The organism is Kangiella sp. (assembly GCF_014762745.1).
Lineage (GTDB): Bacteria > Pseudomonadota > Gammaproteobacteria > Enterobacterales > Kangiellaceae > Kangiella.
In genome coordinates this window covers 12079-29797 of record NZ_JABURJ010000056.1, presented here as the reverse complement: position 1 = coordinate 29797, position 17719 = coordinate 12079, and the positions used below count along the sequence as shown (strand labels likewise).

Annotated in this window: 17 protein-coding genes; 5 read left to right on the top strand and 12 right to left on the bottom strand. The window is 43.9% G+C overall.

Going from position 1 to position 17719, the window contains the following annotated elements; genetic code table 11:
• Positions 1 to 175 precede the first annotated feature (175 nt).
• Positions 176 to 1126 carry a mechanosensitive ion channel domain-containing protein gene (locus tag HUJ19_RS04220; protein WP_290622437.1) on the top strand — a complete coding sequence of 317 codons (951 nt, stop codon included), beginning with the start codon at positions 176 to 178 and terminating at the stop codon, positions 1124 to 1126.
• 11 nt (positions 1127 to 1137) lie between these two features.
• Positions 1138 to 2109, top strand: coding sequence for a zinc transporter ZntB (locus HUJ19_RS04215; RefSeq protein WP_290622435.1), 972 nt, complete (start codon positions 1138 to 1140; stop codon positions 2107 to 2109).
• Between the two features lie 74 nt (positions 2110 to 2183).
• Here the strand turns inward: HUJ19_RS04215 and HUJ19_RS04210 are convergent, their stop codons facing one another.
• Complete coding sequence (locus HUJ19_RS04210) at positions 2184 to 4163, bottom strand: pyridoxal-dependent decarboxylase (RefSeq protein ID WP_290622433.1); 1980 nt, start codon at positions 4161 to 4163, stop codon at positions 2184 to 2186.
• 103 nt (positions 4164 to 4266) lie between these two features.
• Positions 4267 to 4638 carry a putative zinc-binding protein gene (locus HUJ19_RS04205; RefSeq protein WP_290622431.1) on the bottom strand — a complete coding sequence of 124 codons (372 nt, stop codon included), beginning with the start codon at positions 4636 to 4638 and terminating at the stop codon, positions 4267 to 4269.
• Between the two features lie 225 nt (positions 4639 to 4863).
• Between HUJ19_RS04205 and HUJ19_RS04200 the strand changes: the two genes are divergently transcribed.
• The 3 genes from HUJ19_RS04200 (at position 4864) to HUJ19_RS04190 (ending at position 7885) form a co-directional block, all read left to right on the top strand.
• Positions 4864 to 6903: a ribonucleoside triphosphate reductase gene (locus HUJ19_RS04200; protein WP_290622429.1), complete on the top strand. Its 2040-nt coding sequence runs from the start codon at positions 4864 to 4866 to the stop codon at positions 6901 to 6903.
• Positions 6904 to 6998: 95 nt separating this feature from the next.
• The gene (gene nrdD / locus HUJ19_RS04195) at positions 6999 to 7136 is read left to right on the top strand and encodes an anaerobic ribonucleoside-triphosphate reductase (protein WP_290622428.1); all 138 of its coding nucleotides are present in this window, start codon (positions 6999 to 7001) and stop codon (positions 7134 to 7136) included.
• A complete protein-coding gene (locus HUJ19_RS04190) occupies positions 7136 to 7885 on the top strand; it encodes an anaerobic ribonucleoside-triphosphate reductase activating protein (protein ID WP_290622426.1) in 750 nt (249 codons plus the stop codon). Before nrdD ends, HUJ19_RS04190 begins: the two co-directional genes overlap by 1 nt.
• A gap of 298 nt (positions 7886 to 8183) precedes the next feature.
• Here the strand turns inward: HUJ19_RS04190 and HUJ19_RS04185 are convergent, their stop codons facing one another.
• From HUJ19_RS04185 to HUJ19_RS04140, 10 genes are all read right to left on the bottom strand, one after another.
• Positions 8184 to 8906 carry a Crp/Fnr family transcriptional regulator gene (locus HUJ19_RS04185; RefSeq protein WP_290622425.1) on the bottom strand — a complete coding sequence of 241 codons (723 nt, stop codon included), beginning with the start codon at positions 8904 to 8906 and terminating at the stop codon, positions 8184 to 8186.
• Positions 8907 to 8957: 51 nt separating this feature from the next.
• Positions 8958 to 10172 carry a hypothetical protein gene (locus HUJ19_RS04180; RefSeq protein ID WP_290622424.1) on the bottom strand — a complete coding sequence of 405 codons (1215 nt, stop codon included), beginning with the start codon at positions 10170 to 10172 and terminating at the stop codon, positions 8958 to 8960.
• Between the two features lie 236 nt (positions 10173 to 10408).
• The gene (gene yegQ, locus HUJ19_RS04175; protein ID WP_290622422.1) at positions 10409 to 11725 is read right to left on the bottom strand and encodes a tRNA 5-hydroxyuridine modification protein YegQ; all 1317 of its coding nucleotides are present in this window, start codon (positions 11723 to 11725) and stop codon (positions 10409 to 10411) included.
• Between the two features lie 26 nt (positions 11726 to 11751).
• Complete coding sequence (gene phhA, locus HUJ19_RS04170; RefSeq protein ID WP_290622421.1) at positions 11752 to 12582, bottom strand: phenylalanine 4-monooxygenase; 831 nt, start codon at positions 12580 to 12582, stop codon at positions 11752 to 11754.
• A 1-nt stretch (position 12583) separates the two neighbouring features.
• Positions 12584 to 13123 (bottom strand): VOC family protein, encoded by a 540-nt coding sequence (locus tag HUJ19_RS04165; protein WP_290622419.1) that lies wholly within the window; start codon positions 13121 to 13123, stop codon positions 12584 to 12586.
• 24 nt (positions 13124 to 13147) lie between these two features.
• A complete protein-coding gene (hppD, locus tag HUJ19_RS04160; RefSeq protein WP_290622417.1) occupies positions 13148 to 14230 on the bottom strand; it encodes a 4-hydroxyphenylpyruvate dioxygenase in 1083 nt (360 codons plus the stop codon).
• Between the two features lie 215 nt (positions 14231 to 14445).
• Positions 14446 to 15192, bottom strand: a complete 747-nt coding sequence (locus HUJ19_RS04155) for a molybdopterin-synthase adenylyltransferase MoeB (RefSeq protein ID WP_290622415.1) — start codon at positions 15190 to 15192, stop codon at positions 14446 to 14448.
• Positions 15193 to 15255: 63 nt separating this feature from the next.
• Positions 15256 to 16038: a cation transporter gene (locus HUJ19_RS04150; protein WP_367273965.1), complete on the bottom strand. Its 783-nt coding sequence runs from the start codon at positions 16036 to 16038 to the stop codon at positions 15256 to 15258.
• A 141-nt stretch (positions 16039 to 16179) separates the two neighbouring features.
• Positions 16180 to 16635, bottom strand: a complete 456-nt coding sequence (locus HUJ19_RS04145; RefSeq protein WP_290622413.1) for an MgtC/SapB family protein — start codon at positions 16633 to 16635, stop codon at positions 16180 to 16182.
• 40 nt (positions 16636 to 16675) lie between these two features.
• Positions 16676 to 17590 (bottom strand): pirin family protein, encoded by a 915-nt coding sequence (locus tag HUJ19_RS04140; protein ID WP_290622412.1) that lies wholly within the window; start codon positions 17588 to 17590, stop codon positions 16676 to 16678.
• Positions 17591 to 17719: the final 129 nt, after the last annotated feature.

Here is a 17719-nt window from a genome sequence, read left to right as displayed (position 1 = left end):
TTTTGATCTTATCTTCCCAAAAATCAAGCTTTATGTGCTTAACTGATCGGCATTAAGCATTCCGCTGGCTTTTTTGTATCAGATATAATAAAAAGGGTTTAGGAATTTACTGCGGGATTAGTCAATGCAAGCAATACCCACTCTATTAAGTACTCTTTCAAAATTTGAAGAAATAATGAACAAACCTCTTATAAGTCTAAAAGAGGGAAGTAGTATTAATCTTTGGCAGCTTTTGCTGGCTGTGTTGTTTGTTATCATTGCCTGGTTGGTAAGTCGCTATGTGGCAAAGTTCATTGGCCGCAAGATACTGAAAATGATGAACATTAGTGATGACAATGTGATCATCATTCAGCGGCTCGTTTTCTTTGTCATGCTCGGCATTATTGTCGTTACAGTCCTGTCATTCCTGAAAGTTCCTTTAACTGCTTTTGCCTTTATCTCAGGTGCTATTGCTATTGGTGTTGGTTTTGGCGCAAAGAATGTCATGGACAACTTTATCAGTGGTTGGATATTGATGTCAGAGCGCCCTGTTCGCATTAATGATGTGGTTGAAATGGAAGACCAGCTTGGACGAGTTATTCAAGTGGGTAATCGTTCAACCATGATCAGGCGAATTGATGGGGCCCATCTGGTCATTCCCAATAGCACTTTACTGCAATCGAACCTTATTAACTGGACACTTGTGGATCCCAATATCCGAAACTCAGTTAAAGTAGGGGTAGCCTATGGCAGCGATGTTGAAAAAGTTAGAGACATCCTCATGCAAATCATGCAGGACAGTGACAGCGTTCTGAAAGATCCCGAACCGACCGTTATATTTGAAGATTTTGGCGACAGCGCTCTTGTATTCGAGATCTGGTATTGGGCACAAATCAATACCATTAGAGAGCTACGAAAGATTCGCAGTGATCTGCGTTTTGAGATTGATAGGCGATTCCGTCAAAATGATATTGTCATTGCGTTCCCACAACGAGATGTGCATCTACATTTTGCAGATGATGTTGCCAAACAGCTTGTTCAAAAACTTCAAAATTCAGTTTCAAAGCAATCTATTGAAGATAAGTCCAAAGATGATCAAGCTGATAACTCGGTAGAAGAGACCGAACAAAGCCATCAAAAGAGCTAAGGATAGTTATTATGACCGAAAAATATCATCCACCGATTGTTAGCCTGCATTTAAATCGCAAAGGCGGCCTGGTTGCTCCTGAGTCGATTGATACGACGCAGGTTGGTGAAACGCTTACCTGGCATCATATTAATTATACATCTCATATAGCCAAAGACTGGTTAGATCAGGAGCCTCGCGTCAATGAGGTGGCTCAGGATATCTTGCTTCGAGCAGAAACACGCCCACGCTTTTATATGGAGGATGGCTTTATTCTAATGTGTTTGCGTGGCGTGAATCTTAACCCTGACGAACAACCGGAAGACATGATTTCTATCCGGCTCTGGGTGACCGAAGATACTATTATATCGAGCTGTAACCGCTATAGTTGGTCTATTTCTGATGTTCGTGGAGCACTGGAGCAGAACGCAGGCCCCAAGTCTAGTGGCGAGTTTATTTCGCTGTTAATCGAGCGCCTGGCAATCCGGGTAGAAGAGTTCTTTGAAGAAATTGATGTCAACCTTGATAAACAGGAAGATACTTTAGCAGGTATAGGTTTTGACGAGTTCTATGCTCAGATCAGTCAACTTCGTCGTCAAAGCGCGACCATTAAACGTTACCTGACTCCGCAAAAAGATGCACTTGAGAAGCTGTATCGAAGTCAAAGCCCTCTGATTACCAAGTTGGATCTGGACAACATTCGCGACGACCTCGATAAATTCACAAGGCTATTAGAAGATATTGAGTTAACCCGTGAGCGAACCATTGTCTTACAGGAAGAATATCTGGCGAGAATTGCTCATCAGCAAAACAGCAGACTCTATGTGTTAGCCATTATATCCGCCATATTCTTGCCCTTGACCTTCCTGACAGGTGCTCTGGGTATGAATATTGGCGGTCTACCAGGTCTGGAAAATGACAATGCCTTTTTATATGTATCCATCTTCTGCGGGCTTCTAGCGGTAGGACTATTGGTCTGGTTCAAATACAAAAAGTGGTACTAGAATATTGAGAATCTTGTAGAGTAATGTGTGTCACTTCTATCCATAGTCATGACACACACAGGGGAAAGTTTACTCTATTCGATATCTAAGTATTTCAGGATTAAAGACTCAAGGTAGTCACAATACTTAACCACATAATCATTGCCATTCGTATCATTAGCCAGCCAGGGATTCATGATGGTATGACGTAGTAACATGATACGGTCGCTTTCCAGAGTTTTATTGTTCACTTCTTTAACGAAATATTTATCCTGAATACCCAGCATTTCACACAATTCAACCGCATGATTATCACTGATGTTTTTACGCATGATTTGTGTGCTTGAACCGATGAATTCACGATCTTTCGGTGAGCTGTCACGCGATATTTTGAGGTGCTGATAAATCTGTTTGGTAAAGTCGTTCAAGTAGGTAATGGATTTATTGCCCACAGGATTGATAACAATGCAGATTAAATTAGTGTCAGGCGTGTAGGGCAGACACAAATTGGCACGCCCTTTGATTTTTTCTTTAAGCTCAAGAAGTTTATCGAAGAAGTATTCAGAAGTTTTAATACTTTGACGAATCACCCGACCAAAGTTTTTATAGTCTAACGGCAAGACCTGATTGGTGACGTAGCTTGCCGCAGCAACAGAGCCAGGCTTTGAACCTTCCAGTATGTATTGTCCTAGCTTTTCGAATTGCTTAGTCGCTGGTGTCTCAACCGATTTATCCATCTCTTCGAAGACATAAGGTGCTTCCTGAGTCAGCAGGTCGGTAATATTCTGATTACGACTGATAAAACCGCCCGAACCAAAAGGTAGATAGCCAAGTTTGTGCGGATCAATGGTCACTGAGTCGACGTCTTTAACGCTGGTAATCGACTTAAAAACTTCCTTGGACGGGAAGTAGTTAAACATTTTCTTAGCTTTGCCATGGCTCATGGTTGAACCATCTTCTTCGCGAAACATGCTGGCCAAATAGCCACCCCAGGCAGCATCCACATGCACATAAAAATCCAGGCCCTTGGCACTGAATTCATCGCGCAGCTCGAGAATTTTATGGATCGGATCAACAGTACCAAATTCAGTCGTGCCCAAAATCCCAACACAGGCAAGGATTGGAATGTTTTTGCTCAAAGCTCCTTCCAGCGTTTTGCGAAGCGCATTGATGTCCAGGCGCATGTTGGAGTGGACAGGAATCTTAATCAGCTGATCGGAACCAAAGCCCATCACGCGCATGGCTTTCTGCCAGCTGTAGTGCGCAGAGCCGGGTACAAGCACTAAAGGCTGTTTAAGACCTAAATGATTGGAATAGAAGTAGGCTGGGCCAACGGTTTCGATACGGTACTGCTCGACGCAATCATTAAACTTGCTGCCCAGTTCTGGATAGGCCTTGCTGATAGCAACTTCGGTCTCATGCTTCAGGCTTAGAACATTATCAATCGACAGATTGGTCAGCTGCCATAGATTGGCTTCCGCTAACGGCCCATTGAGGATAATGCTATTCGGTAGTTTCAATTGCAGTTTTTTGACTGCTTCCGCCAGAGCAACCGGATAATATTTAGCAGCTCGGAAATTCCAGAGGCTTTCATAATTAGCAACCGTGCCACCTGACGTTAAATGACCCCAGGCACAAGGAGATTTTGTTTCATCGGTATTAAAGCCAAACATGTCTGCAAACTGCTTGCCCACCTTGAGTTCTAAATCGACGGTAACCGTCGCCGCCTCAAAGGACACATTGTTCGGGTTGTATAAAGTTGTGACCATCTGTGCGATCAGGCCTGGCATCATCAGGTCAGAACACATATGGCCAATATAGCGAGGACTAAAGAACGGAACAGATTTTTTTAATGAAGCGGTTAGCTTATGAAGCTCCGTGCGCATCTTGGCTATCGCTTCCTGATACTCTGGTGATTGTGACGCAAAAGTGGATATCGCCGGTAAGTCTTCCGGGTGGATGTTTCGACGCCAATAAATATGATCGCGCAATAGCTCTGTTAGAACCTTTTCGAAAACGTCATTGTTTTCGCCGTAAGGTCCTAAAAAATAAGGTGCTAAAAATTCTAAATTCATGATCTTTTATCCTAAGATGTTTTAAACAGAGTAGAGCGAATCACTTAAAGGCGTATTGATCATAATCAACTAGAATGCTTTCAGAAGACTCTACGCACTAACGCTAGTCTTCAGTCATCTCTTCAGCAATTAACCGCACTTTAATCAATAAGTCATCAACCGTATCCTGCGATACCGGTTGGTTATAACGCTTCTTGTAGCCATATTCGGTCAACACCAGATGTTGTTCAGGCGTTACACCATGATTGCCCAGACACGCCTTGGCACAGGCCAAGTGGCAACCATCAATGGCAATGATTCTTCGTCCCGATTTAGCCTTTTTAACCAACGAAGGGACGTTTCCACCAACACCGGCAATACAGGACATCTCTGCCTTTTCTTCTGCATTAAGGGTGACTGCAAGGTGGTTCGCAGTTTGCGCCAGGTTGGAACAACCCGAGCATGAATAAACAAGAGGTTTTTCGTTTGTTGCCATAAAAACACCAACCAAAATGTCTCTGTTAGCTGGGTGGTCAATGTAACGTTTAGCTGGCGAATAGCAATTGATCTGAGTCAATTAAGAAGTATAAAAAATATAGGTTTAGATTGAGCTAGATCAAGGATTGATATACCACATATTGATTAAATCAATCTCGAAGACACAATATATTGAATCTGTATCGGTTGATTCTAACGAGCAGATAGCAATGGAGATAATGATATGGGTATAGAAATAGAAAAGGCACCGATGCCAATCAAGATTGTAAAGAGGGATTTGTCAGAAGCCAAGTTCGAACGCTCAAAGATTTATGAAGCGATTTTAAAAGCGGGTAAAGCTTCTGGGGAATTTGACGCTGATGAAGCAGAAAAATTAACCCGTCAGGTAATTGATGTTTTAAGTTTTCGGTTTACCAATCTGACTGTACCGACCGTCGAACAGGTGCAAGATATTGTTGAACACTGTCTGGCAGTGAATCAGTATTTTACGACCGCCAAATCTTATATTTTGTACCGCGAAAAACACAAGCAGATTCGAGAGAATAAAAGAACCTTGCTGGATATTACCTCATCGGTTGAAGAGTATTTGTCGGGCTCCGACTGGCGTGTTAAAGCTAATGCCAATCAGGGTTATTCTTTGGGTGGTTTAATCCTGAACGTCTCTGGCAAGGTTATTGCCAACTATTGGCTTAATCATATTTATGAACCAGAAATCGGTCAGGCTCACCGCAACGCGGATTTACATATTCATGATCTGGACATGCTGGCAGGCTATTGCGCAGGCTGGTCATTAAGAACCTTGTTGCATGAAGGTTTGAATGGCGTACCAGGTAAAATCGACTCAGGTCCACCAAAACATTTATCCAGCGCCATTGGTCAGATGGTTAACTTTCTCGGCACATTACAGAACGAATGGGCAGGGGCGCAGGCTTTCAGTTCGTTTGATACCTATCTCGCACCCTATGTTCGCAAAGATGCCATGAAGTATGAAGATGTGAAGCAATGTATTCAGGAGTTCATCTACAACCTGAATGTGCCTTCGCGTTGGGGTACACAAACACCATTTACCAATATCACTTTAGACTGGGTTTGCCCGGAAGATCTACGTGAGCAGATCCCAATCATTGCAGGCGAAGAAATGCCTTTTGCCTATGGTGAGTTGAAAAAAGAAATGGACATGATCAATCGTGCCTACATTGAGGTCATGATTGAAGGCGATGCCAAAAAACGTGTCTTTACCTTCCCAATCCCAACTTACAACATCACACCAGACTTTAACTGGGACTCTGAAAATTCTGATTTACTGTTTGAAATGACGGCTAAGTATGGTCTGCCATACTTCCAGAATTTTATCAATTCGGAGCTGTCTCCCAATATGATCCGCTCCATGTGTTGTCGCTTACAGCTTGATCTTAGAGAGCTGTTAAAGCGCGGCAATGGATTGTTTGGTTCGGCAGAGCAGACAGGCTCACTGGGTGTTGTGACCATCAACTGCGCGCGATTAGGCTATCTCTACAAAGGTGATAAGAAGGCTTTATTGGATCGCATTGATGAGTTGATGCTGCTGGCTAAAGACTCTCTGGAAGTCAAACGCAAAGTGATTCAGCACTATATTGATAGTGATTTATTCCCGTACACCAAACGCTACCTTGGAACTTTGCGTAATCACTTTTCGACTATTGGTGTTAATGGTATTAATGAAATGGTTCGCAACTTCACCAATGATGAGCATGATATCACTTCAAAAGAAGGTCATGCGTTAGCTATTGAATTGCTCGATCATGTGCGTGCGCGCATGGTGCAGTTCCAGGAAGAAACCGGACATTTATACAACCTGGAAGCAACACCAGCAGAAGGTACCACTTATCGCTTTGCCAAAGAGGATAAGAAGCGTTACTCAGATATCATTCAGGCGGGTTATGAGGACGCACCTTACTACACCAACTCATCGCAGTTGCCTGTTGGCCATACCGATGATGCATTCGAAGCACTAGAACTACAGGATGAGCTGCAAAGCAAATATACCGGCGGCACAGTGCTACACCTTTACATGGGCGAGCGCATTTCAAGCTCCGAAGCCTGTAAGAAAATGGTGCGCAAGACATTAACCAACTTCCGTTTACCGTATATCACCATCACGCCAACGTTCTCCATCTGTCCGGTACATGGCTATTTGCAGGGTGAGCATGAGTATTGCCCACGCTGTGATGAAACATTAGTGCAGAAATCCGGTGGCAAGAACAACGAAAAGGTGTGCTGCTGATGTTTGAATTTTATTTACAGGATGCTGAGTTAGTGAATTTGTATCACTCAGAAAAGTATCACCTAAAGCTTTCAACAACAAAGGAGAAATCTACTATGCAACTTAACAATCAAGACCGTCAAAAGTGCGAAGTTTGGACACGAGTAATGGGCTACCATCGTCCAGTGTCAGCCTTCAACAAAGGCAAACAATCTGAGCACAAAGAGCGTCAACACTTTAAAGAGCGCGTCTAATGCTCAAAGTGGCTCAACCTATAAGTAGCGTCAAACAGGATGTTACTTTAAGAGTAGGGGGCATCACGCCCCTTACCACCATTGATTTTCCCAACCATCTGTCCTGTGTTGTCTATTGTCAGGGCTGCGCCTGGCGCTGTCGCTATTGCCATAACCCTGAACTGATACCGACCAAGGCTGATCAGTCTTACGACTGGCAGGAGCTGATTGAATTCCTGCATAAAAGACAAGGTTTGCTTGAAGCAGTGGTTTTCAGTGGTGGCGAACCATTACTACAATCAGCATTAGTTCCAGCAATCGAAACGGTTAAAGCTATGGGGTTCAAAGTTGGGTTGCATACTGGCGGTTCTGCACCGAAGCGTTTCAAAGCAGTGCTTCCTAATGCTGACTGGGTGGGATTTGACGTCAAAGATTTGCCGGAATACGGCGATGCCATTATACGCGTTGAAGGCGCAGCACAAGCCAACTGGCAAAGCCTTGATATGTTACTTCATAGTGGCGTTGATTATGAGTGTCGAACAACGGTGCATTGGAATTTAACCAATCCAGAGCGAGTATTAAAGCTGGCCGAAACCCTAGCTGCCAAAGGCATTAAAAACTATAACCTGCAAATTGCCCGTAACAAAAACACCCTGGATGAAAGTCTCCGCAGTGACGAGTTTGCCTACTCAATGATTGATAAAGAAACCCGCCAGCAGCTATGCACCGCAATAGCGCCTTTATTCGATAACTTTAAATGGGTAGAGTAGTTTCACTTTTCAATTTGTTTACTAACTGAAACACCTACATATTCTAGTATATTAAGAAAAGCAAGTGGCCTGTGGGTTGTGGCAATTTCCCATTTATATTGAGCTGAGACGCGTACAAAAATATAGCAATCAAAATGTGTGACCAAAGGGAATCCCTTTAGGGAGATGATTTTGACAGGAGTTTAAAGTTAATCTGCAGCTATGTATCTAATGGAAAATATTAAGAGCAGATCCTGAATCTAGTTCAGGATGACAGAGCACCTGCTTGTAACTAATGGACAAGACAAAACTAAACTATCTACAAGCTCGCCACACCATCACTGGATTCCAGGTAATACTCTGATAATCGATCACGCTGCAATACGGTGACTTTGCCATTACTAAAAGAGAAAACATTTTCGTCTTCAAATTTCTTCAGTAATCGCGAGAAGGTTTCAGGTCTGATTGATAGCTTGCCTGCTATGGATTTCTTTGAAATATTGATTGGGAAGGTGCCACCATCTTCAATATCATGCGGCATCATGTCGTAAACAAAGCGTGCAACACGTTGCGAAGCATCAAGCACCGTCAGCATTTCTATTTCATTGATATGGCCACGCATCTTCAAGCAAATATTCCCCAACATTTTCATGGCCAGGTCGCTGTTACTGTGTAACAAATTATAAAAGTACTCGCTCGGTACGGCTAAGATTTGTGTGCGTTTGGTGCTGGTTGCGTTGATAGGGTAGAACTTTTTCTGTAAGAACATTAATGCTTCGGCAAAAGTATCATTGCCGTTAACAAACTTGATGATCTTTTCTTTGCCTTCGGTGGATATCAGATGCAGTTTAACCTGACCATCAAGCACCAGGAAAAAATATTTGGCAGGCTGTCCCTGGCTGATAACTGGTTTGTTTGGCTTAAAGTAGGTGAGTTTACTGATGGCTAGCAATTTCTGTAGCTGTTCATCATTGAGGCAATTGAACATCGCATTGCGACGCAATGTGGGTGCCAGACTGGTTAGTTGCATTGCTTCCATCATATTTTCTCTCTTTATCTACTTTAGCCAAACAAATTTGCTGTGGTTCTTTGATTAGAAGTTAGCCACTAGCATGAGCCATATTTTTCGGGTATCGACTGAAAAGCCATCGGATGAATAGTCAGCCAGTTTGGCCACAAAACTCAGGTTTTCATCAATTTTCGTTGCATAGCGCATATTGATTTCCGAGCCATAATCCTGATTGGTCGCATCTGCCTGATAGTCATGGTAGCTAATACCAATTGATGAATAGACAAAGCTGGTGCCTACACTGAAATAAGTGTCTTCGATACCTGCATCAGGTGTTACCAGGAATTGGTCAGCCCACCCCTGAAACTTATGTTTAGTAGCTAGTGGGGTCTGGAATGCCTGACCGGCAATATTGGCATCACCGCCAAGAACTTCCTGACCAGCGGCAAAAGTCCAGTTGTGGAATTTATAGCCCAGCTCAAGATTTTGATAGTCAGTGCTCAAATCGGTTGGGTTCTCTTCATACTCAGACTGCTTGGCGTATTCGGCATTGAAGAACAGCGGCAAGTCAGACGTGCCACCATAAGAAAATCGAGCGCCTATGGTTTTAGTTGAACTTAATGGAGCTTCCTTAAAGTCGAGGAAATAGCCGTAAAAGTTCAAATCCATATTGTCAGCCAGCGCCCAGTCATAATTTACAAAGTGACTCCGGGTGTCGGTATTGCCATCAAAAATCGTATTAATGTTATTAACGTAGGCATAAGTGATGTTGGTATTGTCGATTGATTGATTGCTAATCAAGACACCATCATAGGTCTGTTCATTCTGACGCCAGCCCACGCCACCGACAAAGCGCTGCGTGCCCAGGTTAATACGTTGGCGGCCTGCGATAACTTTGGTGTTGTCAAAGCCGCTGTAGCTCAGTGCAGCCTGATTGATTTCAGTCGCTTCCGGATCGGCAACTACTGAATAGTCAGTGTTACCATTTAAGGTGCTGTTGTAATCATCTCGGTTAGTTACCGCGCTGACGTTATCAATCTCAAGTTTGAAGCTGAAATCATTATAGGACTGAGTATCTAGAGTTACGCGGGAGAGCAGGGTAGAGGCCGTTGCATCTTCTAGCGCATTATCCTGATCAACGTCTTCAAGACGATAGCGGAAATGCCACTTGACTTTAGTATTTTCCAGCGACTCGGCAAAGCTGCTAGCTTGCTCCTTCGTTTCTTCCGCTTGTACCATGCCAGTGCCTAACAATAAGGCTCCAGCCACGGCGATTGATATTTTTGTCAAATGGGTCATAGTCAGCTCCACAATGCTTTTATTCTTCACTAGTTACCTTACCTTATTAAATTGATGCTATATTGATATATGTCAATAAATGTATTTTTAATGCATCTTTATGTGCAGTTCTGTTCATAGCTATCAAAAGCGGTAGGGGCGGACCTGCGTGTCCGCCCACTAAGTTGTTGTGCGAACATCATTTCGGCGGACACATTGATCCGCCCCTACCAAAAAGAGCAATAAATTACTCGTTCCTACAAATTCTTCATCAATAATGACATTGAGTCGATATTCTCGACATTCACACCTTCAGGAAGTTGCAGAACTACTCTATGTCCCGAGCCTGGTGCTATATCCATAGACTGCCCCTTGGTATTTTCCATGGCTCTAAGCTGGAAATACTGATTACCTTTGGGCGTCATTAATTCCAAGGTATCGCCAACTTCAAAACGATTTTTAACTTCAACGGTTATAGTGCTTTCTGTTTTGTCACTGATTTCGCCAACAAACAGCTGACGGTCGCGCACTGAGTTGCCCGTTTCATAATTCTGATACTCATCGTGCACATGGCGACGATAAAAGCCTTCAGTGTAGCCACGATGGGCTAGTTTTTCCAATTCATCCATCAGCTGCATATTAAATGGTTTTCCTGCCACAGCATCATCAATCGCCTGGCGATAGACCTGGGCAGTTCTAGCAACGTAATAGTGCGACTTGGTACGACCTTCGATTTTGAGCGAATCAATGCCCATGCGAGTAAACTGATCCACATGCTGCACGGCACGCAAATCTTTGGAGTTCATGATATAGGTGCCATGCTCATCTTCAAACACTGGCATGTATTCGCCGGGGCGCTCTTTTTCCTGTAACAAAAATACAGATTGAGGATCAACGGTTTGTACCGCAGGTTCTTGCTGACTTACCGCAATAATATCACCGGACTCGGTTTCTGTGGCTTCGTGCAAGTCGTATTTCCAGCGACAGGCATTAGTACAGGTTCCTTGATTGGGATCGCGATGATTGAAATAGCCTGAAAGCAGACAACGACCTGAATAGGCCATACACAGCGCGCCATGTACAAACACCTCAAGTTCCATTTCGGGACAGTGGGTTTTAATTTCTTCAATCTCTTTAATCGACAATTCGCGGGATAAGATGACTCGCTTGATACCTTGCTGATACCAGAACTTGACGGTTGCATAATTGGTAGCATTGGCCTGCACTGAAAGATGCACTTCCTGTTCTGGATAAGCTTCCCGAACCATCATAATCAAACCCGGATCAGACATGATTAATGCATCTGGCTTTAAGGCTATAACTTCCTTAATGTCATTCATGAAGGTTTTGATTTTGCTATTGTGCGGCGCAATATTGCTGGCAATATAAAATTTCTTGCCCTGCGCATGCGCTTCCTCAATACCAGTCGCAATATTATCCAGACCAAAATCATTGTTACGCACCCGCAAGCTGTAGCGGGGCTGTCCGGCATAAACTGCATCTGCGCCATAAGCAAATGCATAACGCATGTTTCTTAATGTCCCGGCAGGGGACAGTAGTTCAGGTATTTTCATAATGTGTTAGCTTGGCTGTAGACTGGTTAGCAGTCGTGTTCGTTTCTCGGAGGTTCAGCTTTATCTTTTGATAGAATCTCTTTGGCTGGAAAGTTTGCTGCAAAATCACCAAGCTCAATGGCATGATGAATATGCTCGATAATATTGCTATCCATGATGTTGTAGATATCTTCAAACTGCTTGATGATGAAATAAGTTGTTTGCAGAATATCAATCCTATAAGGCGTTCTAAGCGCTGTCATCAAGTCAAACGGTTTGCGCAGAGGCTTATCACTTTCCAGGCTATATACCGTTTCCTCAGTTGAAGACAAAACTCCAGCGCCATAGATTTTCAAATCATCTTCGGCCTGTTGAATTAATCCAAACTCAACAGTAAACCAGAACACGCGAGCTAGGTAGATGCGCTCCTGTTTAGAAGCGGCTAAACCCAGTTTGCCATAGTTCTCGACAAATTTAGCAAATACAGGATTGGTCAGAAGTGGGCAGTGGCCATAAATTTCATGGAATATGTCCGGCTCCTGTAAATAATCAATTTCTTCACGAGTCCGAATAAAGGTTGCAGCTGGAAACTGCTTATTCGCTAATAACTCAAAGAACTTACCAAAAGGGATTAATGCTGGAACTGCAACCACTTCCCAACCAGTTTCTTTACGCAACACATGATTAATGTCAGGTAACTGTGGAATACTGTTACTGGACATTTGCAGTCGCTTAAGTCCATCCATGTAGGCATCACAGGCTCGTCCTTTAATGAGCTCCATCTGACGCTTATAAAGGATTTCCCAGGTACCATTTTCTTCTTCGGTGTAAGCGACAAAACCTTTTTCATCAGGCGTTTTAGCTTGGTAGGCGGTCATGCTATACCTCGACAAACTCTTCGCTATGCAACCATTCTGCATGCTTGGGTGCTTTCTTAGTGCGACTCCATTCGTCCAGCATGTCCCATTTGACTTCATCCAGTTTTTGCATCATCTCGTCAGTTGCAGTCACGCAGGTCAGTTCTAAACGATGGCCATTTGGATCAAAGAAATAGATCGACTTGATGATTTCATGGTTGGTTGGGCCAAGCACCTCAATGCCATGCGCTTCGATTTCTTTTTTGGCTTCCATCAAAGCATCTTCATCTTTAACGCGCAGCGCAATGTGCTGCACCCACTCTGGGGTATTTGGGTCTTTGCCCATCTCAGGCGAGTTCGGTAATTCAAAGAAAGCCAGAATATTGCCGTTGCCGACATCCATGAACAGATGCATGTAAGGATCCGGTTCTTTAGTTGATGGAACCCGGTCTTCAGCAATTGCTAAAATGAAATCCATGTTTAATACTTTGGTGTAAAACTCGACCGTTTCTTTGGCGTCTTTACAGCGATAGGCTACGTGGTGTATTTGTTCTATTTTCATTATCAGCTCCCGGTTTAAATAAGACTAGAGTACGCCGCGTTTCTTTTGATCGCGCTCTATCGATTCAAATAACGCCTGGAAATTGCCTTCGCCAAAGCCAAGGTTATTGGCACGTTGAATGATTTCGATAAAGATAGGGCCAAACAGATTCTTGGTGAAAATCTGTAGCAGGTAGGAGTTTTCATCGCCATCGACTAAGACCTGATGATCCTGAATGCGCTGATGGTCTTCGCGCACATTCGGCACACGATCGAATACCGTTTTGTAATAGTCTTCGTGGATATCCAGAGTATCAATCACCGAATGATCAAGCTTATCTAATGAACCCAAAATATCATTGGTTTCAAAGGCAATATGTTGAACGCCTGGGCCATTGTATTCACGTAGATATTCGTCAATTTGATTACGATCATCGCCTTTTCCTTCGTTGATAGGAATGCAGAAACTTCCGTCCGGTGAACGCAAAGCATAAGATAGCAAGGCTGTTTCCTGACCTTTTATATCGAAATAGCGAACCTCTGTGAAACCGAAAACATTTTTGTAAAAATCAGCCCATTTCTGCATGGTGCCTTTGTAAACATTATTGGTCAGATGGTCGATGCGTAAGAAACCTTTATTTTCTACAATGACAGGATTCTCTAAATCTTCAAAGTCCTGTTCATAGATTGAGCCTGACTTGGCTTGAGAGGTGTTCTCTGAATCTGCAAAAGTATCAATAAAGTAGATCAGGCTATCGCCGATACCATAAATTGCAGGGTAGGGAAGGTCAGTATCTTCAGGATTGGCAGCCTTTGCGCCACGATCAATGGCAATCGATAAAGCCTTTTCAGCATCATCTACACGCCAGCCCATCGAGGTAATTGCTGGTCCATGACTTTTGGCAAACTCACGCGAAAAGCCAGCTCGCTCCTGATTGATTAAAAAGTGGATATCATTCTGGTTGTAATAAAAGATATCCTTGCCCTTAAACTTCTTTAGCTTAGAAAAACCAAAAGCTGCGAAAACCTTCTCCATGTAATCGCTGTCAGGACTCGCGAACTCCGTAAACTCAATACCGCGAAGCCCCAGATAATTGTGATTGTCAGACTGCTCAGTTGTATGTGCCATAACCAAAGCCCCATATTTTCAGCTATAAAAATGTGAGCGTAAGGTTAACGGCTAGCGAGCTAAAAGCTCTTGACCTGGATCAAGAGGCGATGAGAAAGGATTAGATAAAGGCTGTGGTAAGACCTGAGATGAGGTTATCAATATTGCATATGCTGTCGTACGGACAAGATCCTGCCCTACGGGTACTCATGAGTTGTCCCTACATAAGGAGGGCTTCACCTATGACTACAGATCTCACAGGCTGGATCTTTGGTGATGCCAATGGTTTTAAAGCTGGTATTAAGCGCATCATAAATCAGCAATCGGCTATCCAGTCTCTGCCCAATACTGATTAGGATTTTCAAGGCTTCAGTGGCCTGCAGTGAGCCAACAACGCCAACCACTGGTGCCAGTATTCCCTGGTCCTCGCAGCTTTCATCATTAAAGTTATCGGCTTGATATAGACACTGGTAACAAGCTGAATCAGGTCCTTGGTTAAAGACTGCAACCTGTCCTTTGAATCGAATGGCAGTGCCTGACACTAAAGTTTTACTCTGTCCAACGCAGGCTTTGTTCAGGGCAAAACGCGTTAAGTAATTGTCGGAACAATCAATAACCAGATCGACATTTGCCACAGCATCATCAAGCAGACTTGCTTCTAGACGTTGCTCAATGGTCGTGATTTTTATCCAGGGGTTTAAGTTTTGCAGGGTCGTTTTGGCTGACGACACTTTGGAGTCACCAATTGACTCAAGATTATGCACAATCTGGCGTTGCAAGTTCGACTGCTCAACGGTGTCATGATCCGCAATGATTAAGTGACCAACACCTGCCGCAGCGAGATACATGGCCACAGGTGAACCCAGACCTCCCATACCTACTATCAGCACCGAGCTCTGCTTGAGCTTTTCCTGACCCGCTTCATCAATTTCGGGGAGTATGATGTGGCGACTGTAGTGGATGAGTTCTTGTTGGCTGAGCATTTTAAAGTGATTAATTAGGAGTTGAAAGAACCAGATTGTCGCATAGTTTCGTCAAGAGCTGAATCAGGCTTTGAGTTTCAATATTCGGGTAGCTCCGAACAATACAACCAGACCGATAATTAAACCTATAACGAGATCCGGATAGCGAGAGCCGGTCCATGCCACTAAACCGCCCGCGAGAATAACGCCAGTATTGGCGATGACATCATTGGCAGAGAATATCCAGCTTGCCTTCATATGCGCGCCTTGTTCACGATGTCCGAAAATTAACCACAAGCATGTGACGTTTGCGATTAAGGCGAGTAAACCTATCAACATCATTAAATCCGACGTTGGGTCACTACCGAACCAATATCGGCGAAATACTTCAAACAATGCGCCAAGCGCTAATAGCAATTGCAGCCATCCGGATAAATGCGCGACTTTCAATTTCTTCTTCACAGTGTGACCAACAGCGTAGAGTGCCAGACCATAAACCATCGCATCAGCAAACATATCCAGGGAATCAGCAATCAGGCCAGCAGATTGAGCTATCCAGCCAATGGTCATTTCGACGATAAACATCAGGCCGTTAATCATCAGTAGCCACTTTAATATGCCGGCTTGCCTAATATCGAGCTCTTCATTCTGCTCATGTATCGATGTTAATGCTTTAGGATCAATAGTTTCGGTATTAACGACATAGGCGCCATAGTTGAGGCTTTCCATTTTGCGCGTAATAAGCTCAAGGTTATTCTGATGGTAGATCGACACTGAACGGTTGGGGATGTCGCACTTAACGGTTACTTTAGGTTTAATGTCCTCCAGCACCATGCGAATCATACGCTCTTCGGAAGGGCAGTCCATTTTGGGGACTTTGAACTGAGTTAATAAATGACGGGCATCAGATTGAATGCCATGCCCGGTTTCTCGCTCAATAGGGTTACTGGATTCCTTTGGTGAATCGTCCGAGCAACCGCAACATTCATCGTCGTTTCTATTCATTGGCTAACTTTTTTCTTCAGTTTCTGTATCACCATTCTTGACCACCTTTTTAGCGTTATAGCCGAAGTGTAGGGTTAAGTATGTGATGACACTAACCAATAACGCGACTTCATAGCGATTGTATGCCACTGCGATACCAATGGCGCCTGTTGCCCAGATACTGGCTGCGGTAGCTGTACCGCTAACATGATCATTGTTTTTAAGGATAGCTCCACCGCCGATAAAGCCAATACCTGTAATGATACCCGCGACCACCCGAGCTTCCGGCTCAGCCCCGTCAAATATGTCTATCCCAATCAGCACAAAGCCACAGGCTGCGATACTGACCAGTGGAAAAGTGCGCAAACCAGCACCACGCGCCTTGGCTTCGCGGTTTAAGGCAATCGGTAGAGCCAGTACGTACGCCGCAGCTAGTGTAATACTATGCATCCCTACTAAGTTCCAATCAATATCAATCATTTACGATTCCTTTTTAATATTCTACTTGACTATTTACCAGCTATTCCGGCAGCGGAATAAACTCCAGTTCATCTCCCGGAACCTTTGGGTACTTGCCATCTTTCCAGTCCTGTTTGGCCTGTTCAATACGCTCTTTGCGGCTCGAGACGAAGTTCCACTCGATATAACGCTTGCCCAGATGTTCTCCACCAACTAATGCGATACGGCTTGATTTAATGGCTTTCACCGTTAAATCAGGCTTACCACTGAGTATAGCCATCGAATGTTCTTCAACGGTAACACCATCGATCTCAACTTCGCCTTCAACCACATACAGACCACGTTCTTCCGCATCGGGAAGCTTCAGGCTTTGCTCGTGGTCCATACTGGCCTCAAGATAGATGGTTTTAGCAAAAGTCTTCACTGGCGAAGTTTTGCCATAAGCACTGCCCATCATGACTTTAACTGTCACGCCATCTACTTCGGTTTCAGGAATATCAGCCGTAGGGTAGTGATAAAAAGCGGGATCGATTTCTTCATCTTTTTCAGGTAATGCCAGCCAAAGCTGCAAGCCGTGTAATTGATGCACAGAGTCAGTGACTTCACGACGCTCGCGCTCTGAGTGAACAATACCCTTGCCTGCAACCATCAAATTGATATCACCCGGACGAATTGCTTGTTCGCTGCCTAATGAGTCACGATGTAGGATTTCACCAGCAAAAAGATAAGTAACGGTCGCAAGATTAATATGTGGGTGAGGGCGGACATTAACGCCCTGGCCGGGCTGAAATACCGCAGGGCCCATGTGGTCAAAGAAAACCCAGGGGCCAATCTGTTTTTGTTCGGTTGTGGGAATCGAGCGTCGTACCATGAACTCGCCCAAATCCTTGTCGCGCGGCTTTATCACCTTCTCAATCGCGGAGCAGGGTTTTTCCTGACACTGAATTTCTAATTCGTTGTTTGCAAGATTACTCATAAAGTTAACTCCCTAATCAATATCCAGAGTTCATTCTACTATAAACCAAAATTGCTGTTTCTTTTGATATATATCAAGAAATTGAAGACTGAAACAGTTATTCTAACTCTATGGGCAATATAACTGAAA